Origin of the sequence: Nocardia sp. NPDC049190, assembly GCF_040648115.1 — a bacterium.
Taxonomy (GTDB): Bacteria; Actinomycetota; Actinomycetes; order Mycobacteriales; family Mycobacteriaceae; genus Nocardia.
On record NZ_JBEZDE010000017.1, the window covers coordinates 1 to 24,235 of the forward strand.

Consider the following 24,235-nt stretch of genomic DNA (forward strand, 5'->3'; position numbering starts at 1 on the left):
TCGAGGTCTGTCTTCACAAACCGACGTCGATACCCTCCGCCATGCCAAAACTCGAGCCCTCACGCCCCGAACCGATTAGGAATCACTCGTCTAGGCGGACCGCCAGACGGTGCCGCGTCGTTCGTGTTCGAGCACTTCTTCGGCGACCTGAGCGGCTTCGGCGCCGAAGAGCCGCTCGGTGAGCCACAGGCCGAGGTCGATGCCGGAGGTGACGCCCGCGGAGGTGACCAGGTCGCCGTCGTCGACGACACGGCCCTTGACCACGGTTGCGCCTTGCGCCCGGAGGTCTTCCTGGGCGATGTGATGCGTGGTGCAGGGCCGTCCGACGGTGATTCCCGCCGCGGACAGCAGCATGGTTCCGGTGCACACCGCGGCGGTGATCACACCGGGGCGCTGGGCATCGGCCAGCGCCCGGGGAAGCACGCCGCGGCGAATCTGAGAGTCCACAGACGATCCTTCGCCGTAACCGCCGCCGGGCACCAGGATCAGGTCGGCGGACTGCGGAGCCCATCGGGAGCGCACCAGGATCTCGAGACCGGCGGAAGTGTGCACAGTGCCGGAGCCGTCAGCGGTGACGAAGGTCTGTCGTACGTCTTCGGCGATGCTCAAGGCGGCGACCGGACCGATGAAGTCTTGGTCCTCGACACCGTCGTAGAGCACGGTGTGTACACGAAGCGTCATGCGGAATCCTCCGAGAAGTGTTGCGGGCAAACTGAGTATGTCGACCATCGGCGTGGCCGAACAGTGGCGCAATCGCCACTAATACGTAGGATTTGGCCATGCATGTCGTCGCGGTTCTGGCCACCGATGGCGTTGTCGGCTTAGAGCTGGCCATTCCGTGTCAGGTCTTCGCGGTCGCGCCCGGCTACGAAGTCCGGGTCTGCGCCGAGCGCAGCGTGACCGCGACCGCCGCAGACCAAGAGGTCTTTCGTATCACCTCGCGTTACCGCTTGGACGACGCGCGCGATGCCGACACGGTGATCGTTGCGGGCGCCGATCCGGACCGGGCCCCCCACCCGCGGACCATGCGGCTATTGCGTGAAGCGGCGTCCAGGGGTGCGCGAGTGGCGTCGATCTGCACCGGAGCGTTCGCCCTGGCGGCCGCGGGGCTGTTGGACGGGCGGAGAGCGACAACCCACTGGCTGCTCGCCGGTCAACTGGCCGAGGCCCATCCGGCGGTGGAGGTGGATCCTTCGGTTCTGTTCGTCGACGACGGGCAGATCCTGACCTCGGCGGGCGTCGCGGCGGGTTTGGACCTGTGCCTGCACATGGTGCGGCGCGACCGCGGTGCGGCAGTGGCGGCGGATACGGCGCGCAAGATCGTGATGCCGCCGCAGCGGGCGGGTGGTCAAGCACAGTTCATCGAGCACCGAGACCCCGTCGGCGACATCGATGACCTCGGCCCGGCTCTGCAGTGGATGCAGGACAATCTGGATACACCGATGACCATCGCCGACATCGCCGCCCGCGCGGCCATGAGCACCCGCAGCCTGTCGCGGCGCTTTCGCGCACAGACCGGCACCACCCCCGCGCGATGGCTGCTCGACCGACGCCTACAACGTGCCAGGGAGCTACTCGAGACAACCGACCTCCCGGTGGAAAGAATCGCCCACACAACAGGTTTCGGATCGATCGAGACCCTGCGCTACCACTTCGCCCGGCACGTCGGCACCACCCCCAGGTCCTATCGGATGACCTTCCACGAGATGCCTTCGGACGACAAGGAGACTCGCGAACGAGACTGACCCGCCGAACCCCGTACCTCGAACGCCGCTGGTGGTGACCACCCACGGCACGGCGAGCGAGCGGACGTGGAGCAAGATGAGCACGGTGCCCACCGACGTCACTGTGATCGTGCTGTTCGCCTTGGCCGGCTTCCTCCTCGGCGGCGCCTACTCCACCTGGAAGACCGCCCGACCCCTCGCCATCGCGCTCGCGGCCTGCGCCGTCCTCGCGGCGGGTGGCGCCCTCGCCTGGTGGCTCGGCTAGCTCGCCGACAGCCGGAATATGCGCAGGTCCGCCGGGACCCCCTGGAGCGGCGGCGCGAAGAAACCGCGGCGGTACGGCCTGACCTCGAAACCCAGATCCGCCAGCGTCTCGGGCCGCAACGCACGCAGCGTCGCATCGGACACCATGGTGTTGCCGTCGCCGCCCGCCTCCATGACCCGAGCCGCGATCGTCACGTCCACGCCGAGCCAGTCACCGCCGATCTCGCGTGGCGAGCCGGTGTGCAGGCCGATCCGCATTTCCGGCCGATAGCCGCGCACCTGCAGGTCGGCCAAATTGTGCTTGGCGCTCACCGCGGCGCGCACCGCTCGGTCCGCGGACGGGAAAACCGCCATCACACCGTCGCCCATGCGCTTGACAACTTGCCCGCCGCGCTCGGCGATCGGCGGTTCGATGGCCGTGGCTACCCGCCGCAGCAATTCGAGGGTCGCCTCATCCCCCGCCGACAGCGACCAACTGGAGAAGGCCACGAGGTCGGTGAACATAATAGTTATCTCTTGGCTACCTTTTCCGCGGCCGACCCGTTCCAGCATCGCCTGCCACACCTGCAGAGCACCGAAACCGATTTCGCGAGCCGCGCTCGGCGTGTCACCCACCAGTCTGTCCGCGGCCCGTGCGACCGCGCGCGCACCGCCGGGACCCGACACCGACAACGGGTCACCGAAAGCCGGGTCACCCGGCAATTGTTCTCTGGCCTTGCGTAATACACCGACCAGGTCCGTCCGCTGACCTGCCGCGTTCCGCAACGCCGCGAGCTGGCCGCGAGGCACACCCGCGAAGGAACGGCTGCGCGAATCGGACTCTTCGGACGGCGCCAACGGAATGACAACCTCAGGCGGGACGTCAGCACTGCCTTCGTCACCATTGCCTTCCGGCCCCACCCCGGGTTCAGCGCCACCGGAAGGTGTTTCACTCACATCCCGAGCGTATCTCAGCCGACTTGACGTCGGCAGACTACCGATCATCGCCATCTGCCACCTCCGGAGCACACTCCAGCGAGCACATCACCGGGCCCGGCGTGGATAACGAGCTAGTTGCCGCCTCGATGCTACGGGGCCGGCGCGGACCGTGGTAGCGACGAGATACACAGTTTCCTCGATGTTCACAACGACCGTGCACGAGCGCGGTCCCGGTGAAAGCATGATCGGCCCGGCGCGACGAGGTCGCACCGGGCCGATAACCGCACCGTCCGCCGGGCAGTGACGGGCCGGTCGAAGGGACGCGCGAACCTCCCGACAAGGTCGGCGCCCCGCAACCCGAGTGGCGAGGGAAGGCACTCGGGAAGCTGCGCGCTAGGCGTCGCGCTGATTCACCGAGACAATCGCCACACCGAATACGATCGCGACAAATACGGCGAAATACAGCAAGCTGCCCCACGGCCCCCACTTCCAGTTGGCCGAGGTCTCGGCGGCACTGTAGAAGTGGCTCGCGTTCGCGAACGGCAGGAACGGGGTGACATTGCGACCGAAGCTGCCGAACGCCCCGAGCAGGGTCTCGATGAGCAGCGGCCACAGCACGATCAGCGAGATCGCGGCGGCGGACTGCCGCACCAGCACGCCGACGCCGACCGCGAGGACGATGCACAGGAAGGCATAGATCGAGGTGCCGTAGACCTCACGCCACTCGGCCGGACTCGACAAGGCCAGGGTCGCGCCCGCGGCTGGACCACCGAGCGCCTTGGCGACCAGGTAGGCCAGCAGCACCAGGACGATCGTCAGCACGGCGCCGTACACCCCGACCAGCCCGGCCTTGGTCGCGATCACCTTGCCTCGATGCGGGGTGGCCTGGAAGGTCGTACGGATGATTCCGAAGCGGTATTCGCTGGTCACGGTGAGTGTCGCCATGATCATCAGGACCATCACGCCGAAACCGCTGACCCCGGTCGCGGCAGCCGAGATGGTCAGGTCGAACGCGCCCTGCTCGCCATAGGACGCGCGCGCCACCGAGGCGAGCAGCGCGGCCATGCCGAGTGCGAGGACGACGACGATCGCCGAGCACCACCACGGCGACCTGGTCGAGGTGAGTTTGATTCGTTCCGCAGCCAGCACGCCCATCAGAGCGCACCTCCCATCGCTGTGTAGTGCTCAGTGCCTTGCGTGGCGCCGGCTGTCGCCGCCGGGTCCGGCGCTCCCGTCGGATCGAAGCCCGCACCGTGGTACTGCACGGCGCCGCCGGTCATCCGCATGAACGCTTCCTCCAGCGAGGCACGCTGCGGAGCCAGCTCGTAAAGCGTGATGTCGTTCGCACCCGCCAGCTTGCCGACCGCATCGCTGAGCACGCCCGCCACGACCAGCGCAGGACCGTCCTGGCCCGAGCCGTCCTCGCGGACGGTCATCCCATTCGAGGTGAGCAGACTGCGCAGCTGGTCGAGCTGCGGGCTGCGCACCCGCACCGACTGCTCCGAAGCCCGCTCGATGAATTCCTGCGTGGTCGAGTCCGAGATGAGCCTGCCGCGGCCGATCACCACAAGATGCTCGGCAGTCTGTGCCATCTCCGAGAGCAAATGGCTGGAGACCAGCACCGTGCGGCCCTCGGTGGCCAGTCGCTGCATAAAACGGCGGATCCAGAGGATGCCTTCCGGATCGAGGCCGTTGACCGGCTCGTCGAACAACAGCACCTGCGGGTCGCCGAGCAGCGCGCCGGCCAACCCGAGCCGCTGCGACATACCGAGGGAGAATCCGCCCGCGGCCTTGCCGGCCACCTCGGAGAGGCCGACCAGCCGCAACACCTCCTCCACCCGGGACTTGGCGATGTCGTTGGAGGCGGCCATCCACTCCAGGTGAGCGCGAGCCGACCGGTTCGGATGCACCCACTTGGCGTCCAGCAGCGCACCGACGGCACGGAGCGGATGGTCCAGTTTGTGATACGGCTTGCCGTCGATCAGGGCGGTGCCCGCTGTGGGCTTGTCCAGTCCGAGGATCATCCGCATGGTGGTCGATTTACCCGCACCGTTCGGGCCCAGGAACCCGGTCACCTGTCCTGGCCGAACGGTGAAGCTCAAATCCTGGACCGCGACGGTCTGCCCGTAATGCTTGGTCAGGCCTTTCAGCTCGATCATGCTGTCCAGCATTCCGTACGACGCCGGCGCGCGCGTCCCTACAAAGTGCTGGGTTCGGTCATCCTCGAGGATGACGGAGTGGGGTCCACATGGGTACAAGCCCGTACGGGAGGTGCACGCTTCGCTGGTCAGACCACGTCGGGCGGTCGGTCGTATGCCTCGATCGCAGCCTTGGACGTCGAGGAGTCCTGCAAAACCAGTTCCCACGGACCGGAGTTGATCTCGAAGTTCTTGCCGAACCCCACCCACTTCCCGGCCATACGAGCGCCGGTCAGCTCGATCAACAGTTGAATCGCGCCGTGGTAATAGGCGCCGCGATAGTAGCCGTTCTGGGCAGTGTGCTCGCTCCATGTGCCCGTGGCGACGTGCCCGTCCACGGTCAGGTCCATCTCCATGGACGACTGCGCCGAGTTCGGCAGGCTGCGAACCGTCAGGCGGTTGTCGTGCTGCAACACCACGACGTGATGCACGGCCGTGAACGTGGCGTCCCTGCCGCTCGAGTAGTACTCATACCGAGACAGCCAAATCCCCGAGTAGTTGCCCGGTGTCCTCGGACGCCGCGCGGCGGCGAACTGCTCTGGCGCGACTTCGCCGATAGCCGAGTCGACCACAGTTCCGTCCTCCCGGCCGGAAAGGCTTCGGCCGGCCATCACCGCGCCGAACCCCAGGGACTCGATCGGTAGCCGCATGACCTTCTCCAGTGCTCGCGCGTGCATCGGCCGCGGGTTGGTGGTGAGCCCCGATTCCCAGCGCTGCACAAGGCGTTTGGTGGCGCTGGCGCATCCCGCTTCCCGGAGTGCCCGCGCAAGGTCGTCCTGGCTCATCAGGCGCGCGTTCCTGGCCGCGCGCAGAGCCGTGTTCGGTGCGGATGCCATGCCGCCACGATAACTCTTTGACGCCTAAATGTCGCCATGAATAGCGGTGGATTGACGCCGCTTCCGTCATCGCGCGGACACGTTCTGTCGGCGGACTCTTCATACGGCCCCGATGCCGGGCCGAGCGTCGATCTCCCCGGCGTCGGGTGCCTACCAACCACACCACACAGCGCCAGGGGGTTACGAGATGTCCGAACACGTCACACTTTTGATCGCCGTCGCAGCGATATTCTTCTTGGACTGGGTGATCTTCGTCGGCCTGCCATACGCCTTAGACCACCTCGGCGGTTGCCACGCCGCACCCGAAAAGCTCTACAGCCTCCAGCAAGCGCACGAGGTCATGCAGGACCTCATCAACTGCGACGCCGACAACTGCGCGGCCAAACGTGCCGCCATGGATGTGCTCATCGCAGCCCAACACTTTGTCCCAGCGAGGATCCGATGACCACCCTCGCCGACACCGAACAATGGCGATACTTCCACCGCAAGTGCTACACCGAGCCCACATTCCGCTCGCTCGACCAGGCGCAGTTCGTCGCCGACCTGCACGCCGACCACGGTCCGGACTGCCTGCAATACCTCTCGGCATCGGCCTACATCTCCGGTTCAGGGGACGGGGCCGACCATGGCGAGTGACAACGAGCCCATCGGCATTCGTCAGAGCCACATCGACGGCGAGTTGTCGATCATCGGCGCTGACGGCTGGCCGCTCACCCCAGCGGAAAACGCCGAGCTGTTCCGAAGGGCCGACAACGGCAACTCCCTGGAATTGCTGGAACGGGTACGCGACGCTTTGCGCATGTCGGCGAAGGAAACCGATGGCGCTCAGTAGTTCTCGGATGATGTTGCTCAGTGTCCTCGTCACGGGTGAGCCGCTGACTACGCGGCAGTTGAACGTGGGGACGGGCATGCATTCGGCTGTCCCGGAACTCGAGCCGGATCGTGTCGCGTCCGATTCGTACGGTCAGGGCGCAGCGACGAGCACGATCAGGGCGCTGAGCGCGGCGGCGGCGTCGAGAAGAGCATGCGAGCGAGCCGTGATGCTCGCGTCTCGCACGGTCAGCGCGGCGTCGATGTCTTCGGATCGGCGCCCGCGCGGCAGATTCGGCATCAAGGTCCGGAGGGTGTCGATGCGGTATCCGGCGCTGCGTAGTTGGTGGACTATCCGTGCGTCCCGAACCTGGGCGGGCGCGTAGCGTCGCGTTCCTTGCGCGGCGACCCGATCAGGGACAACGAGCCCCTCGGCGTTCCAGTGCCGCAACGTCGACGGGCGCACCCCGAGCGCGGCGGCGAGTTCGGACACGCCCATCGAGTCCGATGGACGTACGTCGTCGATCGGCTCGGTGGCAATCACCTCGGCCGCCTGCTTGGCCAGCGCGAGGTCCCTACGCTCGCGGTCGAGCCCGGCGTGTGCCGCATCGAGCAGGGCGAGCAGCTGTGCGATCGGGCGCTCATGTGCGGCGCGAACGATCCGCTTGGCCGCGAGCGGACCGACGCCGACGGCCAGCGCTCGATAGGCCAGCGCGGACCGTAGGTGGATCTCTCCGTACCGGCGGTAGCCCGCGGATGTGCGCATCGCCGGCGGTAGGACACCGTCGCGCTCGAGGTTGCGTACCTGCTGCACGGAGTATCCGGCGCCGCGCGCGACATCGACAGTGCGTAGCGAAGAGTTGAGAGTTGACACCCTTCCATCCCTCGATATCCGGCCTGAAGTCTCCACAAGCACCTTAATGAAACGCTGGAGAACATGACCATCGACGAGATCATCGCCCTCGTAGCCGCCCTCGACGGAGTCCTGACCGTCACGCCGGGACCCGACGACGGCTCACCCGAGATCAGCTGGGGCGATACGTTCTTCTACTACGCACCGAACGGTGTCGCGCCGACCACGACACAGCCCTTCGCGACGATCGTCACGAAGAACTACCCGGGCGACGAGAAGTCGCGGCTGGACCGCCCAGCGGCGTTCCGGGTCAACGTCGCGGCAGGCAAGGAATCGTTCATCCAGTGGACCGGTCGTGCGCCGCGCGAAACAGCCGACGACGTCGACCCCAGCGTTACCGACACCGTGATCGCACACCCCGTCTACGGTTCCGCCGGCTGGCTCGCGGTAGTGAACCCGGCCGAGCACACCGACACGACAACCCGAGAACTGCTGCACAAAGCGTATGACCTCGCTCGCGCACGCTATGAGCGACGTGCTGGGGCGACGAGCGGACGCTAAGGCGAGCCCAGATCGGTTATCTCACTCCAGTGCGCGATATCGATGGCCTTGGTGAGCAAGGTGGTGCGCTGGGATGAGACATCCCACGGGGTTCCGGTTGGTTCGAGGGTCAGTAGAACGACGATCTTCTCGTCGTGTTCGCCGACCGTGCCGGTGGTGTGCATCGCTCGCTTGCCGAGGTCGATCGCGGGTGCGCCGGACGGGGCGGGGTCGAGGTCGCCCCGGTCGGTACCGATGCCGTCACGGCCGCGCAGGATCGGACTCGTGGCGGCGACGTCCACAGCTTCGGACGGAATCGGCGGTTTCGGGTCTTCGGGTGCGCAGATGTTGTCGGGATCGGGTGCGTCACCGAAGCCGGACCAGCCCTGTTTGACGCTGATGGGTCTGCCGAGGGCCCGAGCGAGGCCGAAGGACTGGTCGAATCCGTCCATGCCGCATCGCGTCGATTCGTGCAGGTTTCCCATGATGAAATCGCGGACCGCCGGACCGGCGGAATCGAGGATATAGCGGTAGATCGTCACTACGTCGGCGGCGCTGATCGCCGTGTAGCCCCACATCCCGCGGTCGGCCGGCGGCATGGTGTCGGTCAAGCCGAGCTTCGCGACCATCCGTTCGACGATCTCGTCCCACCCGTTCTCGACCCACAGGTAGCTGGCGGCGTCGTCGTCGCTGGAGCGCAGCATCGCTTGCAGCCGGGACACCGCGTCGGGCGACAGGGCTTGTGGATCATGCGATTCCAGGTAGTCGAGCGCGATCAGCAGTTTGACCACCGAGGCGGCCCGGTATTGCTTGTGCTCGTCGAATTGCACGCGCACAGTGCCGGTAGTGCGATCGAAGACCATGTAACTCGCCTCCACCCCGATCGGAATCGCGTCCGCGATCGGGTCGGCGAGAGCAGAAGCAGCACCGCCGGCCGTCCAAGTCGTGGCAGCGGCGAGCGCGGCGGCGAGCCGGGGCGCGGTACGTCGGCGGAGTCGTGCCGCCTCAGCGCGGAAGACCATGAGCTCCTCTGGATGTCGGAGGCAGATTGTGCCCACTGCGAAGACGCTGCACCTTAACGCAGCAAGCGGGTGCATAGCACACCAGACTCGTTGTGCTGCAATTCATCTGTATGACTGCGCCGAGCTCGGAGGTGATGGAGGGCACACTCGATCAGGAACTTGTCGAAGTGGGCAGGCGGGTTGGCGCGCACCGCGAATCCGAACCGGTGCGCCGTCGCGAGCATCGTCGAAAGCACTGGCAGGGACCCTCGTGAGCAACGAACACATGTCTGAATCGATGACATTCCGGAATTGTGGCGTCAGCGCGTCGCTGGGCCGACCACCGCCGCCCCCGCTGCGGCGAGGGTCGCCCGTCGGCTGATTCGCGCACCGTATCCGGATGGGCGATCTGTCCGGTGTGCTCCCACTGGTGGCACGGACGATCCCTTGGCAGCGGCCGAGGCCGTACCTAGGCTGAATTCACGCTTGACAAACGTCGAAGGGTGTCTACCTGTGCTCAGTTTGGATCTGCATCCAATCTTCCGTAACAACCGTGATATCGATGTGGCCATGCGGCAATTCCTGGTCAGGGCCGCCCGGTCCGGCGCACCCGTCGCCGAGATCATCCCCGGTAAGGGCTCAGGGCAGCTGCAAAGCCGCGTCCTGTCTTTCCTCGATCAGAAGCACATCAAGAAGCTGTACGCGCGCCGAGAGCCCGACCCGAACAACTCCGGCCGCGTCCTCGTGTACTTCCAGTAGGCCGCGCCCGCGACGCGAGCGCGTCGCCGAGCGGATCTGCACATCTAGTCGCGCGGCGAATCCGAGCAACCGTCTGTCTGCCGTTACTGCTGGGCAATACACCGATTCATGGCCTGGGGTGCTGACGGGTTTGCCGGGATACGGCGACGAGGGCTGTGTCGAGCATCCGCCTCGAGTTCGATTGCGCGCGCGTGGATATCGATATCGCGCCTGACGCCGTCATGTAGAGATCTGCCTCGTCAGTAGGTGCTGCGAGTTCGTTCGATGAATACGCGTGACCCTCACCAGGATCCGTTCACGGTTCGTTGATCGCTCCCGTGAAATCTGGAATACCTGCCGGAGCGAGCCGAGCAGCGATGCCGCGCAACACCCGCACTCTCCGCGCTGTCGGTCGTTACCGCGCCAATGCTTCACCGCGAAACGAACCCGATGCCAGAAGTCACCGCGAATCTGCCGCAAATATAGGGATTTCCCCACTGCTCCGGTCCCGCGCGCCAGCGACAGAATCAACCGACCGACCGGAGGGTACGGGGCGACCCGTGCCCCGGATGCGGCAAGCGGAGATTGCGCAAGTCGACAACCTCGGCACGCGCAGATCGACGTTCGCTGCGACGAAACACATTCCATCGATGTGGGCCGGTGGCCGCGCACAATGCCGCGCGAAGCATGGAGCGGTTGCACGAGAGGAACATACGGACTTGACCGCAGTCGAAAGATTCACCGGCCGATACGTGATCGCCGAATATGCGGGTATCGATCCCGTGCTGAAGTCATGAACTGCGCAACGCCACCACAGCGCGTCGAATCCACCTTACGGAAAACATAGCGGCGATCTGATTTTCGGTCCGGAAACTGTGCTGCCACCAGCACGATCGAGGCCCCTGCGGAAGATCGTTCGCATATTTGACAGCCATCTGAACGGCCTCTTCACGACCAGCGGCGGGGTCGAGTTGGGATCGCTGTCCTTTGTCCGCGGCACCCTCCTCGCCCCCCGGACGCCCGCACCCACCTGCATGTGCGCCAGGTCGGCGAACCATCGGCGGTGGAAGACGTCGACCGTCTCACGGCAGTATCCGGTGTATGCCTGTTCGGCGGGCCCGGGATTGCGCGCTTACGATCGACGCGGGGAGCCGACGGTCGTGGAACGGCCCTGCATGTTGCCCACGCAGCCGGCAAATCGGATTGTGGAGATCGAGCGCGGCGAAACGCAAATCTATGTACCGGAGGTGGTCGCCCGTCTCGGAAGAACGATGATCGCACTTGCTGCATTGGCCGACCGGTACGGGATACGCACAGACCTGTACATCCATATTCCCGGGCCGGAGTACAAGCTCCATGCGAACGGCCTGTTTGCGGCCGGCCGAATAACCCGGTATGCCCTCCAGCAGTACCACCACCTTGTCGACGACGAAGTCACCTCGATCATCACGCAATTCACGGACCTTTTCGAGAGCGCCGCGACCCCTCTTCCCACGGTCGCGCAATGGCCACCACAACGACGTCCCATCGACAATTCGGGACATTCTCGGGGCCAGCTATGTGAGCGCATATCGCACTGCGGTCCGAGCGAACACCCTTCCGATATTCGTCGACGACGTGGAGGAGTTACCCATCCTTCGCAACGCGCAGCAGATGTCGGGTTTCCGCGGAATCGCGCTCTACCCGCTGCCGGTGTGCCTCAGCAGCAACAAAGCCAGTGCCCTGTTCGACCACCACGGTGCGACCGGCATGAAGATAGCGCGAGCGACAGCCCATGGCTCGGCAAGCGAGGTTCCTGACGCCGATTCACCGAAACATTGTGTCGGACAACGACCCGCAAATACCGCGAACCACAGCAAGGGTGCGAGCTATAACGAGTCTGCCGGCGGCCGACGAGGTTCGTGGAACGTCGGCTTGTAGGAGAAGTCGAGTTGGCCCGTCACTTCCGTGTCTCGAACAGAGACTGGAAATCGGAGTGCAGGTGGTCGAGTGCGCTGCGGTAGAGTTGGGGCCCCACCGAGACCCGGGACACGCCGATGGCACGAAGCTCGTCGAGCGACCCGCCTTTCAGCGCAAGACCAGCGTTCACCGGTGCGCCTACCTCGGCGACGATAGCGCGGAGGTCCTGCGGCCCGGCTCCGGGAAGAAACACACAATCGGCGCCGGCCGACCAATACGCCGCAGCCCTGGTGATCGCATCAGCACGCTTTCGAGTCTCGGCCAGCGGCGAGGTGGGGAAGAAAGAGTCCACCCGGGCGTTGATGACCAGCGGCACCCCGATACCGTCGGCGGCCGCACGCATCTGCGCGATGTAGGTGGCGCGAATATCGACGTCGATCAGGCCGCCAGCGGCGTGATCGCTGTCCTCGATGTTGCAGCCGACGGCTCCGATACTGCTGAGCAGTTCGACCAGCTCCCGCGGCCCCATTCCATAGCCGGCCTCGGCGTCGACAGTTACCGGGACGTCGACAGCGGCAGCGATACGTCGGGCGACGAACATCATCTCCTCGCTCGGAGCGCCCTCTCCGTCGTCGTAGCCCAGAGCAGCGGCGATCGCGTTGCTCGCGGTCGCTACCACCGGGAAGCCCGCGGCGACGACGGCGCGGGCGCTACCCACATCCCAGGCGTTCGGCAGCACCAGCGGAGCGCCTGGGATATGCAGTGACCGAAGCAGTTCTGCCTTGCCAGCCTGATCCGACATCGCCATCTCAGTCGACAAGTGCGCCGGCGGACAGATTGGCGATTGTTCCAGTCATTGCTCCAGCTCGATCTGAAGCAAGGAACGCGGCCAGCTCCGCGACTTCAGCGAGCGTAGGCAACCTCTTCAGTAGCGTCCCCTGCGCCATCGCCCCGCCTTCGAGTAACTCCTGGACCGACTGCCCGGCCGCTGCCGCGGTTCGCGTGAAGAGGTCCTTGGTGTAGGAACCCGCGGCCGGCGCGTCGACGACCGCGTGTGGACGGATGCCGACGACCTGGATATTGCTGGGCGCCAACTCCGCGGCCAACACCCGCGAGAACGCCTCCTTGCCGGCCGCGCTCACGGCGTGCCCCAAGATGCCGCCTACCGCCAGTTTGGAACCCGGCTCGGACAAAGTCAGGATGATGCCGGGACGCTCTCGACCCATATGCGGCGCCACCGCCTTAGTTGTGATGAACAGCGATCGCAGAAAACCGTCGATCGGCCGCATGAACTCCTCCAGCGAGAGGTCCGCCAGCACAGTCCCCTGGTCGTGCAAGACACTCACGGCATTGAGGGCGATGTCTATGCTGCCAGCCATTGCCGCGACCACGTCGGCGTGCTTTTCGACCGCCTGTTGATCGAAAACGTCGACTTGCGCGGTCTCGACCGTCGCGCCCGTGGCGGCGATATCGCGCGCCACGGCGTCGAGCTTCGCTTGGGTCCGCCCGGCGATGAAGACCCTCGCGCCTTCCCGGGCGAATACCCGTGCGATAGCGCCGCCGATCGCTCCCCCGCCGCCATAGATCACAGCATTCTTATCCTCGAGCAGCAAGCCACCCATATGTGTCCTTCCAGTGATTGATTTTCCGAATCGTCCGCGATGACCGGCGGCTGCAGGAAGCGGACGGCCCAACGGTCAGTCGTGGTACTGACGCTGGATCTGTTCGGCGAGGCGCTTGATTCGGTTCAGGCGCGAATCCCAGGTCGCGCCGACTTCCTTCAGTTGCCCGACCGCGCGGGCGAGCTGCGCCTCGTCGACTTCGTAGCGTCGCTCGCGGCCCATCGGCGTCGCATGCACAAGACCGGCGCGGTCGAGGACGCCCAGGTGTTTGGTCACCGCCTGGCGCGAAATCGGGAGACTGTCGCTCAAGCTGGTCGGCGTGCCGGATCCCTCCGCGAGCAGCAGGTCGAGCAGACGCCGCCTGATCGGGTCGCCGATCGCCGACCAGAGCGTGTCGTCGACGGTGGCGGTCATCGCGGCGCGACAGCAGGGGCGTAGTTCCGCAGCCTGGGCAGGAACAGGTCCCAGCCGCGCTCGTGATCGTGAAAGGCCTCCTCGAGCACCGCGGCTTCCCACCCCTTCTCCCGCCAGCCGCTCTCCGTCATGCGCAGAATCGTGCTGTCACCGGAGGGCTCGAGCTCGAAGGTGACCAGGAGAGAGTTGTCCACATCGGGCAGCTGACCGTCAGGAGCGACCCATCGGAACGCGAATGTGCGGGGCGGGTCCACATCGACCACCTTGATCTGGACAACCTGAGCGCGGTCGCCCCAGACCAGTTCGCCGACTTCGCCCGGCACCGGCTCGAATATCGCGTCGTCCGGCCACCACATCTTGATGTGCTCGGGTCGGCTCACCACGTCGAACACGACCTCCGGCGCCGCGTCGATGTGTATCTCGCGCTGTAAATTTCCGAACTCCACCATGACCTCCAATACGCAACCATCGATTGCGCATGACTCTAGCCGTCCGGTTCGGCAATCCGCAACCTCTTGTTGCGCAAATGCGTTGCCGAGCGACCGCGAGCTTCGATCAGCGCCCGTCAGAGCGCCGGAGACGAGGCCTGGGCCCAGAACCGCTTGGGGATACGCCCGGCATGCCGGGCCGAATACCCCGCCCGGACCGCGTCCGCCATGGCGGCGGCCATCAATTCCGGCTGCCGCGCCCTGGTCACCGCGGTCGCCAACAATACGGCCGAGCAGCCGAGTTCCATCGCCAACGCGGCATCGCTCGCGGTGCCGATACCGGCGTCCAGGATGACCGGGACTTTCGCGTCCGCGACGATCATCTCGATATTGTGCGGATTGCTGATACCGAGACCGGTGCCGATCGGCGAACCCAGCGGCATCACCGCCACACAACCCGCATCCGCCAAGCGGCGCGCCAGGATCGGGTCGTCGGTGGTGTAGGGCAACACGACGAATCCGTCGTCGACGAGTTGTTCGGCGGCGGTGAGCAGCTCGATCGGATCGGGCAGCAACGTGCGTTCGTCGGCCACCACCTCGAGTTTCACCCAGGGGGTGTCCAATGCCTCGCGGGCCAGCTGCGCGGTAAGCACCGCTTCGGCCGCGGTGCGACAGCCGGCCGTGTTCGGCAACGGCGCGATGTTCAGTCGCTTCAACAGGTCGAGGACGCCGGTGCCGCCCGCGGCATCGATCCGCCGCATCGCGACGGTGGTCAGCTCGGTGCCCGAGGCGATCAGCGCCTCCTCCAGCACGGTCAGATTCTCCGCGCCGCCGGTTCCCATGATCAGGCGGGAACCGAACTCGCGGTCGGCGATCCGCAGCGGGGCCACTGGAGAGTGCTCAGCCACCCTGGACCGCCGTCAGCACCTCGATCTGCCAGCCGCGGCCGACCGGTTCGTTCCACCGCGACTTCGGGAATACCGCGCCATCCACCGCGAGCGCGACGCCCTGGCTCGGCAGGTCCAGCCGCGCCAGTAGCTCGCGTACGGTCAACGGTTCGGCGAACTCATGGTCGTCGCCGTTCACCGTGACACCGATGGGGACGGATGACAGCGTCATCGTATTCCTCCTACAGTCATCGAAAAGCGTTGCGGATCGGCAACTTTCGCTTCGGGCAGCGTTGCCCCGTCGAGCAGGCTCGCCACCGCGTCCACGGTGAGCGGCAAGGTCAGCATGCCGTTGCGGCCGTGCCCGGTGGCCGCGATGATCCGTTCGGTGAGCCTGCCGATCAGCGGCAGATTGTCCGGGCTGCCCGGCCGCGAGCCCGCGCTCGCCTCGGCCAACTCGTATTCGCCGATGCCAGGAAAGATCGCCTCCGCATCGGCGATCAGGTCGCGGACGCCCGCGACGGTCACGGCGGTGTCGAAACCGGCTTCGTACTGGGTGGCGCCGACGACGATCCCCTCCGCGCGCGGAACCAGATACACAGCCCTGCCGTGCACCCTTGCCCGAATCACACGACGCGGCGCGGGAGCAACACCCGGCCTGTGGCGCAGGCGCAGAATCTCGCCCTTGACCGGGCGAACCGGCAGCTCCGGCCACAATCCGGCCGAAGCAGCGCCCGCGGCGAGCACCACCTGGTCGTGCGGCAGTTCGGTCAGCGAGTCGACGGACTCGGCGCGAACCCGGACACCCGCCGCGTCCGCCGCCTGCCGCAATCCGGACAGCAGGCCGCGATTGTCGACGGCGGGTTCGGCGGGGGCGAGCAGCGCGGCCCGTACCGTACGCGCCAAGCTCGGTTCCAGTTCGCGAACTCCCGCGCGGTCCAGCATCCGCAGTTCGTGCCCGCGGTCGCCGACCCAGTCGGCCACGGTGCGTAGGTCGGCGGCGTCGGCCGCGTCCAGCGCGACGGTCATGGTCTGGTCGGCGACGAAGACCGAGACCCCGGTCGCCGCGCGCAGCCGAGCGGCGAACTCCGGCCAGCGGGCCAGCGAGGCGGCGCCGAATTCGAGCACCCGGTCCTCCCCCGGCCAGCCTTCGGACAGCGGTGCCAGCATTCCCCCCGCAACCCAGGTAGCGCCGGTGCCGACCGCGGGGTCCCACAGGGTGACCGACCAGCCCGCCTCCGCGGCTCGCCAGGCCACGGCGAGCCCGATGGCGCCGCCACCGACGACGGCCAGAGTCCGCATTCGATCCACCTGCCTCCTATTCGCATCCCCACGGTAGCGCGGCTACGGTCGAAGGCGTGCAACCCTCCCACCCCCATCGATCGGAATCCCCTCGGGAGCGCCTGGCTACCGCGCGACTGTATCTGTGCACCGACGCCCGCAGGGAACGGGGCGATCTGGCCAGGTTCGCCGAGGCGGCGCTCGCGGGCGGAGTCGACATCATCCAGCTCAGAGACAAAGGATCGCCCGGCGAGGCGAAATTCGGTCCACTGGACGCCAGGGCCGAACTGGGCGCGCTCGCGGAATTGAAAGCGGCCGCACGCAGACACGGTGCGCTGGTGGCGGTCAACGATCGCGCCGACCTCGCGTTGGCCGCGAACGCCGACGTGCTGCATCTCGGGCAGGACGATCTGCCACCCTGGTACGCGCGCCGAATCCTCGGGCCCGATGTGGTGATCGGACGCTCCACCCACAACCGCGCCCAGGCGGGCCTCGCCGCGATCGATGAGAACCTCGATTACTTCTGCACCGGACCGGTGTGGGCGACCCCGACCAAACCGGGCAGGCAGGCGGCCGGGCCGGAGTTGGTGCGTTCGACCGCCGAGGCCCATCCGACCCGACCCTGGTTCGCGATCGGTGGGATCGACGCGCAGAACTTGACCGAGGTGCTGGACGCGGGGGCGACACGGGTCGTCGTGGTGCGCGCGATCACCGAAGCGCGCGATCCGGAAGCAGCGGCACGCGAACTGAAGGCGGCGCTGCTGTTGAACGCGTAGTACGGCACCGCGCGTCAGGAAAGCAGTTGCCCGCGCGTCAGCGAAAACACCGAGCCCAGCACGGTGTGCCCCTCCGTCGTCGGAGCAACGGGCTGCGGGTCGGCCGCCCCTTGGCCGTCGATGATTCTCGCGCAGTCACCTGGTCCGTCCGGATCCGAATGCAGCCAGAAGAAGCCCTGCTCGGCGAGGTCGAGCGTGCGTGGAAGAGCGGCGGCCACCGCGGCGTCGTCCGCCGATTCGGCGAGGCACACCCGGACCGGCACGGCACGCAAGGAAGGCCAGGACGCGGCGAATCCGGGGTGTAGCACATGCGCCTGCACATCGTTCTCGGGAACCCAGGCCAACTCGGCACTCTCACGGTTGGCGCTGGTAGGCAAGGTGATCACGGCATCAGCCACCACCGTGGTGTAGGTCCAGCCGCTCAGGGCCGATGCGGTCACCCGCTCGCCACGCACGCGGACGTCGGCCGGATCGATACCCGCCTCCTCCCATGCCTCGCGGACCGCGGCATGCACGGTGGTCTCGTGGCTGTCGCGGGCTCCGCCGGGCAATGCCCAGGTGCCGCCCTGATGACTCCACGGCGCACGGTGCTGCAACAGCACCGCCGAACCCCCACCGGTCAGCGGGGCGCGCAATAAAAGTCCGGCGGCGCCGAAGCGACCCCAGTGCTGTAATCCATCCGAACCGCGCGACCATCCGTCACCGTCACCACGCATCTCGTACCATCCTGATTCAGCTGCGACAGTGCTGTGCCCCGCTATGCTCCCAACCGGGGGCATTTCACACGCCGCGGCGTCCGTATGACCACAATAAACTCCGCACCAACACGCGCGGAGCGATCAGATGGTCCGGGCGACCGTCGAGAAAACCGCGAACGCGGCCCAGACTGGGGAGGTGGACATGGCTCGCACCGAGCAGACGACAGCCGAACTCCGGCCGTCGTCCGTCCCGGAGTCCGCAGGCCGGGACAACCCGGCCGGACTGCGGGTCGCGTTCATGCGCGAACACTTGGACCCCGACAACATGCGCTCCTTCGCCAAATCCTCACCGGGACGGCTGATCGCACTCGGGCTCCTACTCATCGGCCTATGCCTGGCCGCGGGCACCGTGACCGCGGGGACGGTCGGCGACCGGCAGCGGGGCCTGGATGTGCTGCTCTACGACACCGAACCGAACGCGCATTCCGCACACCGGCTCTATACCGCGTTGTCGATCGCCGATGCCGCCGCGAGCACCGCCTTCATCGCCGGCGGGCTGGAGCCGCAGGCGGTGCGCGACCGCTACACCCAGGCCCTCGGCGAAGCGTCCAGCGAGCTGGTGACCCAATCCAGCCGCGGCGCGGGACATTCGTCGGACGTGGCGGCCGACCCGGATGCCCGGCTGCGAACCGGCATCATCACCGGCCTGCCGGTGTACTCAGGACTGGTGGAGACCGCACGGACGAACAATCGCAGCGGATACCCGGTCGGGGCCGCGTATTTGAGCGAGGCCTCGAACCAGATGCAGACCACACTGCTACCGATGGCCGAGGAACTACAAAGCCGCCGCTCCGCGGAGGTGACCGACGCGCAGCGCAACCATGTGCGTCCGCCGTGGTCTGCCATCCTGCTGCTGATCGTCACCCTCGGCGTGCTGGTCTGGGTGCAGACGGATCTGGCGCGGCGCTGGCGGCGGGTGCTCAATCCAGGACTCCTCTTCGCCTCCGCGGGCATATTGATCCTGTTGGCATGGACGGTGATCGCGGGTTCGGTGTCGGCGGCGTCGATGATCCACGCGCGCGACGACGGCATGGTGCCCTCCTCGCGACTGACCGAGAGCCGGATCCTGGCGCAGCAGGCCCGCGCCGCGGAAACGCTGAAGCTGGTGCGCAGGGACGCGACCGGCGACTACGACCGCACCTTCGACACCGACATCGCGCGCTTGGCCGACCTGCTCGGCGGTTACCCCGCTTCCGCTCCCGCGGCCGACGACGTGCGCAATGCCGTTCCGGCGCTGGAGCGCTGGCGGATCGCACACCAGCGCATGAACGACGCACTGGCCCGCGGCGATTTCAATGCCGCCGCCACCTTGGCGACCGGCCCCGGCGCCGCGGAGGCCACGGCGCAGGTGGACGCGCTGGACCGGTCGCTGGAGCAGGGTATCGCGAAGACCCGCGACACCCTGCGCGGCAAGATTTCCCAGGCTGCCCGAGTGCTCGACTACCTCGGCGCCGGCGCGATGGTGCTCGGCATTCTGGCGGCAGGCTGTGTCGGACTCGGCATATGGCCCCGGCTTCGGGAGTACCGATGAGATCCGCACGCGGCCTTGTGGTCGTCTTCCTCCTCGTCGTGACGGCGCTGGTCAGCGGCTGCGCGAGCGACTCGACCGCCCCACAGTCGGCCAAGACGCCCAAGTACACCGACCCCCCGCTGCCCGCGCAAGCACGTCCCATCCCGACGGATTCGCCGGCCCCGCCGCCACCGAGCACACCGCGGTGCGGGGACCCGACTGCCAGTCTGCGTCCCACCGGAGCAGGCCCCGCAGCGCGCGGACCGGTGATCGACGCGATCCGGGCACGTGGCAGATTGCTGGTCGGGCTGGATACCGGAAGCAATCTGTTCAGCTTCCGCGACCCGGTCTCCGGCGCCATCGTCGGTTTCGACGCCGATATCGCCAGAGAGGTCGCCCGCGACCTGCTCGGCAGCCCGGACCTGATCGAATTCCGCAGCCTCGGCTCGGCCGAACGCGAGACCGCGCTACAGAACCACACCGTCGACCTGGTCGCCAAGACCATGACGATCACTTGTGAGCGGCGCGAGAAGGTCGACTTCTCCACCGTCTATCTTCAGGCCAATCAGCGCGTGCTCGCGGTGAAGAACTCCGGAATCAACAGTCTCGCCGATCTGGCAGGCAAACGAGTGTGCATCGTGCGCGGCACCACCTCGCTGGAGCACATCCGCCGGGAGCAGCCCACCGCGACTGTCCTTGCCGTGCCCACCTGGGCGGACTGTCTGGTCGTTCTGCAGCAACGCCAGGTCGACGCGGTGAGCACCGACGACGCCATCCTCGCCGGACTCGCCGCCCAGGATCCGTACACCGCATTGGTCGGCAACAGCATCAGCGTCGAACCGTACGGCATCGGGATCCCGAAGGGCAGCGACGATCTCGTCCGTTTCGTCAACGGCACGCTGGACCGGATCCGCAGCGACGGGACCTGGAGCGGGATCTACCGCCAATATCTCACCGTGCTCGGCCCCGTCCCCGCTCCACCAGCACCCACCTACCAAGACTGACGGGCTATGAGCACCTCGGCCGACCCCGACCCCGATGCGGATGACACCGCCGCCGGGGAGCAGGGTAGGCCCGAGGGGGCCGACGCGGACGCCGATCAGCAGGTCACGCAACTCAGATCACGACCGCACAGCGATCCCCCTGCCGTGGCACCGCACACGGCCGGCACCGCAACAGCGACAACCGCTGCCGACCGACCAGATGGACCGGGTACGGAGATCGTGCGCGATCGCCCCGGCGCCACACAGCAGACCGCGGCCGCGGGCACGGTCGCCGCAGGTACGGTCGCGGCAGGCAAGGTCGGTGTATGGCGGACGGATTCGGAACCGGACTCGGCGGCGACTGCGCGCACCTCCGGACGCAGTGTGCGGACCGCGCGATCCCGTCCCGCGGTGCGTCGACTCGGCGCCGGGTTGGTGCCGATTCCGACGGTGACACCCGCCGATCCGCGCGACGCCGTGCTCACCGATCCCGTGGTGTCCGAGGGCAAGCGGTTCTGCTGGCGCTGCGGCAATCCGGTCGGCCGGGCCACCGCTATCCGGCCCTCGACGACCGCGGGCATCTGCGCGACCTGCGACGCGCCCTATGATTTCCGGCCCTCGCTGCATGCGGGGGAGGTGGTGTCGGGGCAGTACGAGATCCAGGGCTGTATCGCCCACGGCGGCCTCGGCTGGATCTACCTGGCGATCGACCGCAATGTCAGCGACCGCTGGGTGGTGCTGAAGGGGCTGCTGCACACCGGCGATGGCGAAGCGCAGGCAGTGGCGGTGGCCGAGCGCCAATTCCTCGCCGAGGTAGCGCATCCCAGCATCGTCAAGATCTACAACTTCGTCGAGCACGCCGGCGCCGACGGCGTGCCGACCGGCTATATCGTCATGGAATACGTGGGCGGCCGGTCCCTGCGTGACATCCTCGACGCCTACGAGCGCCCGCAACGCATGCCGGTCACCGAGGCGATCGCCTACCTCCTGGAAATCCTGCCCGCGCTGGAATACCTGCACTCGACCGGGCTGGCCTACAACGACCTCAAGCCGGACAACGTCATGGTCACCGAGGACCAGGTGAAACTGATCGACCTCGGCGCCGTCTCCGCCCTCGATGCCTACGGAAATCTCTACGGCACCAGGGGGTTCCAGGCGCCCGAAATCGCGCGAACCGGGCCGACCATCGCCTCCGATATCTACACCGTCGGCCGTACGCTCGCCGTACTCACCGTGACCATGCCGATGGAGCACGGACGCTATCTCGACGGCATCCCTGATCCAGCCGACCAGCCGGTACTGGCGCGCTACGAATACTTCCATCGCCTCCTGCTCTGTGCCACCGACCCGGACCCGAACCGCCGCTTTCGGTCCGCCCGGGCGATGGCGGCCCAGATGTCGGGTGTACTGCGCGAGATCCTGGCAGCGGAGACCGGTATCGAGCACCCCCAGTTGTCGACAGTTTTCAGTCCGCCGCGCGCCGGCTTCGGTACCGAGGAATTGATCAGCCAGACCGACACCTACACCGACGGCCATGCCCGCAGCACCGCACTCGACGCCCGTGACGTGGTGGCGGCGTTGCCGATTCCGCTGCTCGACCCGACCGATTCGTCGGCGCCCCTGCTGACCGCCACACTGCACCCCGAACCCGCCCAGGCTCTGGAGGCGGTGCGGGACGCGCGCGAACACGCCGAGGCCGATCCCGGCAATGCCCCGGAGACCCTGGCTTCGGAACTCGCACTCACCGAGGCGCGGATCCGGATCGATCTGCGCGAATCGACCACCGCGCTGCGGTTGCTCACGGACCTGCCCGACAGTGACTGGCGGGTCGGCTGGTATCGCGGCCTTGCCGAGTTGCTGGACCAGGAATACGAACAAGCTTTCGCGAACTTCGACGAGGTTCTGCGGGTGTTGCCCGGTGAGATCGCCCCGAAGCTCGCGCTCGCCGCCACCGCCGAACTTATTCTGCAGCATTGGGATTCGCCGGACCCCGAGCAGTGGCATGCCTACGCGCGGAAGGCCTACGACACCGCGTGGCACACCGATCACACGATGGTGAGCGCCGCCTTCGGGCTGGCCAGACAGCTGACCGCGGCGGACCGGGTGACCGAGGCCGTGCAGGCGCTGGACGAAGTGCCCGCGGCGTCACGGCATTTCAGCACGGCACGAATGACCGCCGTGCTGCTCCTACTCACCGCCGCGCCCGCGGCCGAGCTCGACGAGTCCACCCTGCACCTCGCGGCGGCGCGGGTGCTGAGCCTGCCTTCCGGCGAGAGTCGGGCGATGCAGATGCGGCTACTCGTCCTCGGTGCGGCCCTGGGCTGGCTGCAGAGTGGCAGAACACCGAAGCGCCCGCACGCAACTCTGTTCGGCGGGCCTTTTACCGAACGACAACTCCGGATGCACATCGAAGCGGGACTTCGGACGCTGGCCCGGGCGGCGCCCGGCCGCAATCACCGCTACGCGCTGGTCGACCTCGCGAATGCGATCCGCGCGAAAACCTGGCTCTAGCAAAGCGTCCGGTCCGCCCACGGCGTCTTCAGCAGGTTTCGGCGACCCGGCGTGCGGCGCGGGCGATCGCCAGCTCCTCGTTGGTCGGCACCACCAGCACCGCGACCGGTGCGTCCGGCGTGGAAATACGCCGGGCGACACGACTATTCGCGGCATTGGCCGCCGGGTCCACCTCGATGCCGAACCGGGAGAGGTCGGCAAGGGCGTCGGCGCGCACCCGCGGGCTGTTCTCGCCGACTCCGGCGGTGAAGATGATCGCGTCGACCGTGCCGAGCTGCACCAGATACGCGCCGAGATACCGCCGCAACCGGTGGATGTACACCTCGTATGCGAGCCGGGCGGCCTGGTCTCCGCTGTCGATCAGGCGTTGCAGCTCGCGGAAATCGTTCACACCGGACAAGCCCTTGAGACCGGAGTCCCGGTTGAGCAGTACATCGACCTGGTCGACGTCCATGTGCGCGGTGCGCACCAGATGCGGCACGATCCCCGGATCGAGATCGCCGGATCTCGTGCCCATCACCAGCCCTTCCAGCGGTGTGAGGCCCATGCTGGTGTCGATCGGGCGGCCGCCGCGAAGCGCGGAAGCCGATGCGCCGTTGCCCAGATGGAAGACGATCTGGTTCAGCTCGGCGGGCGGGCGTCCGAGTAGAACGGCAGCCTGACCGGACACGTACTCGTGCGATGTGCCGTGAAATCCGTACTTCCGTACACCGTGTGCGGCAGCGATTTCGGCGTCGATGGCGTAGGTCCTGGCGGCGGCCGGCAAGTCGTGGAAGAACGCGGTGTCGAACACGGCGACCTGTGGCACCCCGGGCAGCAGCGCACGCGCGCTTTCGATACCTGCCACGTTGGCCGGATTGTGCAGCGGGGCGAGCGACGACAACTCGGAGATGGCGCGGACGACGGCATCGTCGATCAGCGTCGGCCGGTAGAACACCTCACCGCCGTGCACCACCCGGTGCCCGACCGCGTGCACGCCGTCGCGGCGCAGATCACGTCCGGTCGAGGAGAACATATCGAAGATCAAGCGCAGTCCGGCGGTGTGGTCGGCGATCGGTCCACGGCGCACGGTGCTCGCACCGTCGGCGTGATGCTCGATCCCCCCATCGTCCTCGCCGATCCGCTCGACCATCCCGGATGCGGCCACCACGCTCGACTCCGGGTTGAGCAGTTGGTATTTGATGGATGACGAGCCGGAATTGATCACCAGCACGAGGCCCTCGTCAGCTGTGCTCATCGCGCCTCCTGTTGTCCGTGCGAAACCCGTACCCGACGGGTATTCCC

The 24,235-nt window shown here is 67.0% G+C and carries 27 protein-coding genes; 11 read left to right on the forward strand and 16 right to left on the reverse strand.

The genetic code is table 11. The features are described from left to right. Nucleotides 1-90 precede the first annotated feature (90 nt). Nucleotides 91-681: a DJ-1/PfpI family protein gene (locus AB0B25_RS16655; RefSeq protein ID WP_357179672.1), complete on the reverse strand. Its 591-nt coding sequence runs from the start codon at nucleotides 679-681 to the stop codon at nucleotides 91-93. Between the two features lie 98 nt (nucleotides 682-779). Between AB0B25_RS16655 and AB0B25_RS16660 the strand changes: the two genes are divergently transcribed. Then, nucleotides 780-1,745 carry a helix-turn-helix domain-containing protein gene (locus AB0B25_RS16660; protein ID WP_357179675.1) on the forward strand — a complete coding sequence of 322 codons (966 nt, stop codon included), beginning with the start codon at nucleotides 780-782 and terminating at the stop codon, nucleotides 1,743-1,745. 76 nt (nucleotides 1,746-1,821) lie between these two features. Beyond that, nucleotides 1,822-1,989 carry a hypothetical protein gene (locus tag AB0B25_RS16665; protein WP_357179677.1) on the forward strand — a complete coding sequence of 56 codons (168 nt, stop codon included), beginning with the start codon at nucleotides 1,822-1,824 and terminating at the stop codon, nucleotides 1,987-1,989. Here AB0B25_RS16665 and AB0B25_RS16670 read toward each other — a convergent pair. The 4 genes from AB0B25_RS16670 to AB0B25_RS16685 form a co-directional block, all read right to left on the reverse strand. Next, nucleotides 1,986-2,777: an adenylate/guanylate cyclase domain-containing protein gene (locus AB0B25_RS16670; RefSeq protein WP_357179988.1), complete on the reverse strand. Its 792-nt coding sequence runs from the start codon at nucleotides 2,775-2,777 to the stop codon at nucleotides 1,986-1,988. The two genes, AB0B25_RS16665 and AB0B25_RS16670, sit on opposite strands and share 4 nt — an antisense overlap. 522 nt (nucleotides 2,778-3,299) lie before the next feature. Continuing rightward, nucleotides 3,300-4,061 (reverse strand): ABC transporter permease, encoded by a 762-nt coding sequence (locus AB0B25_RS16675; protein ID WP_357179680.1) that lies wholly within the window; start codon nucleotides 4,059-4,061, stop codon nucleotides 3,300-3,302. Beyond that, nucleotides 4,061-5,065, reverse strand: a complete 1,005-nt coding sequence (locus tag AB0B25_RS16680; RefSeq protein WP_357179683.1) for an ABC transporter ATP-binding protein — start codon at nucleotides 5,063-5,065, stop codon at nucleotides 4,061-4,063. Before AB0B25_RS16680 ends, AB0B25_RS16675 begins: the two co-directional genes overlap by 1 nt. 128 nt (nucleotides 5,066-5,193) lie before the next feature. Next, entirely contained in the window at nucleotides 5,194-5,940 is a 747-nt protein-coding gene (locus tag AB0B25_RS16685; RefSeq protein ID WP_357179685.1) for a helix-turn-helix transcriptional regulator, read from the reverse strand. A gap of 187 nt (nucleotides 5,941-6,127) precedes the next feature. Here AB0B25_RS16685 and AB0B25_RS16690 point away from each other — a divergent pair, with 187 nt between their 5' ends. Genes AB0B25_RS16690 through AB0B25_RS16700 form a run of 3 tightly spaced genes read left to right on the forward strand, consistent with a single transcriptional unit; the run spans nucleotide 6,128 to nucleotide 6,772 of the window. After that, entirely contained in the window at nucleotides 6,128-6,385 is a 258-nt protein-coding gene (locus tag AB0B25_RS16690; RefSeq protein ID WP_357179687.1) for a hypothetical protein, read from the forward strand. Further along, the gene (locus AB0B25_RS16695; protein ID WP_357179690.1) at nucleotides 6,382-6,576 is read left to right on the forward strand and encodes a hypothetical protein; all 195 of its coding nucleotides are present in this window, start codon (nucleotides 6,382-6,384) and stop codon (nucleotides 6,574-6,576) included. The genes AB0B25_RS16690 and AB0B25_RS16695 overlap by 4 nt, the downstream gene beginning before the upstream one ends. Then, nucleotides 6,566-6,772: a hypothetical protein gene (locus AB0B25_RS16700; protein ID WP_357179693.1), complete on the forward strand. Its 207-nt coding sequence runs from the start codon at nucleotides 6,566-6,568 to the stop codon at nucleotides 6,770-6,772. Before AB0B25_RS16695 ends, AB0B25_RS16700 begins: the two co-directional genes overlap by 11 nt. Nucleotides 6,773-6,904: 132 nt before the next feature. Here the strand turns inward: AB0B25_RS16700 and AB0B25_RS16705 are convergent, their stop codons facing one another. Beyond that, complete coding sequence (locus tag AB0B25_RS16705) at nucleotides 6,905-7,624, reverse strand: MerR family transcriptional regulator (RefSeq protein ID WP_357179696.1); 720 nt, start codon at nucleotides 7,622-7,624, stop codon at nucleotides 6,905-6,907. A gap of 63 nt (nucleotides 7,625-7,687) precedes the next feature. Here AB0B25_RS16705 and AB0B25_RS16710 point away from each other — a divergent pair, with 63 nt between their 5' ends. Further along, on the forward strand, nucleotides 7,688-8,164 hold the full coding sequence (locus AB0B25_RS16710; RefSeq protein WP_357179699.1) for a DUF6194 family protein: 477 nt from the start codon (nucleotides 7,688-7,690) through the stop codon (nucleotides 8,162-8,164). Here the strand turns inward: AB0B25_RS16710 and AB0B25_RS16715 are convergent. Then, nucleotides 8,161-9,240, reverse strand: a complete 1,080-nt coding sequence (locus AB0B25_RS16715) for a hypothetical protein (RefSeq protein WP_357179702.1) — start codon at nucleotides 9,238-9,240, stop codon at nucleotides 8,161-8,163. The genes AB0B25_RS16710 and AB0B25_RS16715 overlap by 4 nt on opposite strands. A 417-nt stretch (nucleotides 9,241-9,657) precedes the next feature. Between AB0B25_RS16715 and AB0B25_RS16720 the strand changes: the two genes are divergently transcribed. Continuing rightward, nucleotides 9,658-9,903: a Smr/MutS family protein gene (locus AB0B25_RS16720; RefSeq protein ID WP_357179705.1), complete on the forward strand. Its 246-nt coding sequence runs from the start codon at nucleotides 9,658-9,660 to the stop codon at nucleotides 9,901-9,903. A gap of 1,918 nt (nucleotides 9,904-11,821) precedes the next feature. Here the strand turns inward: AB0B25_RS16720 and AB0B25_RS16725 are convergent. The 7 genes from AB0B25_RS16725 to thiO form a co-directional block, all read right to left on the reverse strand. Next, nucleotides 11,822-12,583, reverse strand: a complete 762-nt coding sequence (locus AB0B25_RS16725) for an isocitrate lyase/phosphoenolpyruvate mutase family protein (protein WP_357179708.1) — start codon at nucleotides 12,581-12,583, stop codon at nucleotides 11,822-11,824. A gap of 7 nt (nucleotides 12,584-12,590) precedes the next feature. After that, complete coding sequence (locus AB0B25_RS16730) at nucleotides 12,591-13,403, reverse strand: SDR family oxidoreductase (RefSeq protein ID WP_357179711.1); 813 nt, start codon at nucleotides 13,401-13,403, stop codon at nucleotides 12,591-12,593. A 75-nt stretch (nucleotides 13,404-13,478) separates the two neighbouring features. Further along, nucleotides 13,479-13,817, reverse strand: coding sequence for a helix-turn-helix domain-containing protein (locus AB0B25_RS16735; RefSeq protein ID WP_357179714.1), 339 nt, complete (start codon nucleotides 13,815-13,817; stop codon nucleotides 13,479-13,481). Continuing rightward, nucleotides 13,814-14,266 carry an SRPBCC domain-containing protein gene (locus tag AB0B25_RS16740; RefSeq protein ID WP_357179717.1) on the reverse strand — a complete coding sequence of 151 codons (453 nt, stop codon included), beginning with the start codon at nucleotides 14,264-14,266 and terminating at the stop codon, nucleotides 13,814-13,816. The genes AB0B25_RS16735 and AB0B25_RS16740 overlap by 4 nt, the downstream gene beginning before the upstream one ends. A gap of 116 nt (nucleotides 14,267-14,382) precedes the next feature. Continuing rightward, complete coding sequence (locus AB0B25_RS16745) at nucleotides 14,383-15,153, reverse strand: thiazole synthase (protein WP_357179720.1); 771 nt, start codon at nucleotides 15,151-15,153, stop codon at nucleotides 14,383-14,385. Then, complete coding sequence (gene thiS / locus AB0B25_RS16750; RefSeq protein WP_357179722.1) at nucleotides 15,146-15,364, reverse strand: sulfur carrier protein ThiS; 219 nt, start codon at nucleotides 15,362-15,364, stop codon at nucleotides 15,146-15,148. The genes AB0B25_RS16745 and thiS overlap by 8 nt, the downstream gene beginning before the upstream one ends. Beyond that, the gene (thiO, locus tag AB0B25_RS16755) at nucleotides 15,361-16,434 is read right to left on the reverse strand and encodes a glycine oxidase ThiO (RefSeq protein WP_357179725.1); all 1,074 of its coding nucleotides are present in this window, start codon (nucleotides 16,432-16,434) and stop codon (nucleotides 15,361-15,363) included. Before thiO ends, thiS begins: the two co-directional genes overlap by 4 nt. A gap of 56 nt (nucleotides 16,435-16,490) precedes the next feature. Between thiO and thiE the strand changes: the two genes are divergently transcribed. After that, nucleotides 16,491-17,189, forward strand: a complete 699-nt coding sequence (gene thiE / locus AB0B25_RS16760; protein WP_357179728.1) for a thiamine phosphate synthase — start codon at nucleotides 16,491-16,493, stop codon at nucleotides 17,187-17,189. Between the two features lie 14 nt (nucleotides 17,190-17,203). Here the strand turns inward: thiE and AB0B25_RS16765 are convergent, their stop codons facing one another. After that, complete coding sequence (locus AB0B25_RS16765) at nucleotides 17,204-17,905, reverse strand: NUDIX hydrolase (protein WP_357179731.1); 702 nt, start codon at nucleotides 17,903-17,905, stop codon at nucleotides 17,204-17,206. Between the two features lie 184 nt (nucleotides 17,906-18,089). On the opposite strand from AB0B25_RS16765, the gene AB0B25_RS16770 reads away from it, so the two are divergent. Genes AB0B25_RS16770 through AB0B25_RS16780 form a run of 3 tightly spaced genes read left to right on the forward strand, consistent with a single transcriptional unit; the run spans nucleotide 18,090 to nucleotide 22,951 of the window. Then, nucleotides 18,090-19,478 (forward strand): hypothetical protein, encoded by a 1,389-nt coding sequence (locus AB0B25_RS16770; RefSeq protein ID WP_357179733.1) that lies wholly within the window; start codon nucleotides 18,090-18,092, stop codon nucleotides 19,476-19,478. Beyond that, nucleotides 19,475-20,461 carry a glutamate ABC transporter substrate-binding protein gene (locus AB0B25_RS16775; RefSeq protein WP_357179736.1) on the forward strand — a complete coding sequence of 329 codons (987 nt, stop codon included), beginning with the start codon at nucleotides 19,475-19,477 and terminating at the stop codon, nucleotides 20,459-20,461. The genes AB0B25_RS16770 and AB0B25_RS16775 overlap by 4 nt, the downstream gene beginning before the upstream one ends. Before the next feature lie 6 nt (nucleotides 20,462-20,467). Further along, nucleotides 20,468-22,951, forward strand: coding sequence for a serine/threonine-protein kinase PknG (locus AB0B25_RS16780; RefSeq protein ID WP_357179738.1), 2,484 nt, complete (start codon nucleotides 20,468-20,470; stop codon nucleotides 22,949-22,951). 28 nt (nucleotides 22,952-22,979) lie between these two features. Here AB0B25_RS16780 and AB0B25_RS16785 read toward each other — a convergent pair whose 3' ends face one another. Beyond that, nucleotides 22,980-24,188 carry an acetate kinase gene (locus AB0B25_RS16785; RefSeq protein ID WP_357179740.1) on the reverse strand — a complete coding sequence of 403 codons (1,209 nt, stop codon included), beginning with the start codon at nucleotides 24,186-24,188 and terminating at the stop codon, nucleotides 22,980-22,982. Nucleotides 24,189-24,235: the final 47 nt, after the last annotated feature.